Annotated in this window: 1 protein-coding gene; it reads right to left on the bottom strand. The window is 36.8% G+C overall.

Features of this window, described 5'->3' with window-relative positions; all coding sequences use genetic code 11:
• Nucleotides 1-1190, bottom strand: a 1190-nt coding sequence (gene tuf / locus D3Z33_RS16430; protein ID WP_160198856.1) for an elongation factor Tu, incomplete at its 3' end; no start/stop codon positions are given.
• Nucleotides 1191-1205 lie beyond the last annotated feature (15 nt).

The following is a 1205-nucleotide window of genomic DNA, read 5'->3' on the forward strand; positions in this document are numbered from 1 at the left end:
TCTATTATCTCACTAACTACTCCAGCTCCAACTGTTCTTCCACCTTCACGTATAGCAAATTTAAGTCCTTTTTCCATTGCTATCGGTGTGATAAGTTCAATTGTAAATTGTGCGTTATCTCCTGGCATTACCATTTCTACGCCTTCATCTAATTGAATTGAACCTGTAACGTCCGTTGTTCTAAAATAGAATTGTGGTCTGTATCCGTTAAAGAATGGTGTATGTCTTCCACCCTCTTCTTTGTTTAATACATATACTTCTGATTTGAATTTTGTATGTGGTGTTATTGAACCAGGCTTCGCCAATACTTGACCTCTTTCAATATCATCTCTTTGTACACCTCTTAATAGTGCTCCTATATTATCTCCTGCTTGTGCTTGGTCTAGTAACTTTCTAAACATTTCTACTCCTGTTACTACTACTTCTCTTGCACTATCTGATAAACCTACTAATTCTACTGTATCTTGTACTTTTAGTACTCCTCTTTCTACTCTTCCTGTTGCTACTGTTCCTCTACCTGTAATTGAGAATACATCTTCTACTGGCATTAAGAAGTCTTTGTCTACTTCTCTTTCTGGTGATGGAATTGTTTCATCTACTGATTCCATTAATTCCATGATCTTATCTCCCCACTCACCACTTGGGTCTTCTAATGCTTTTAGAGCTGATCCTATTACTACTGGAATGTCATCTCCATCAAATTCATATTCTGATAATAATTCTCTTACTTCCATTTCTACTAATTCTATTAATTCTTCATCATCTACCATATCTGCTTTGTTTAAGAATACTACTATTTGTGGTACTCCAACTTGTCTTGATAATAAGATGTGCTCTCTTGTTTGTGGCATTGGTCCATCTGCTGCTGATACTACTAGTATCGCTCCATCCATTTGTGCTGCTCCTGTTATCATGTTCTTTACATAGTCAGCATGGCCTGGGCAGTCAACGTGTGCATAATGTCTGTTTTCTGTTTCATACTCAACGTGAGCTGATGATATTGTTATCCCTCTTTCTCTTTCTTCTGGAGCTTTATCTATGTTGTCAAATGCTGTTGATTCTCCAAATCCAAGTCTTTCATGTAATACTGCTGTTATTGCTGCTGTTAATGTTGTTTTACCATGGTCAACGTGTCCTATTGTTCCAACGTTAACATGTGGTTTAGTTCTTTCATATTTTGCTTTTCCCATTATTAATCCTCCTCA

The organism is Senegalia massiliensis, assembly GCF_009911265.1.
Classification (GTDB): domain Bacteria; phylum Bacillota; class Clostridia; order Tissierellales; family SIT17; genus Anaeromonas; species Anaeromonas massiliensis_A.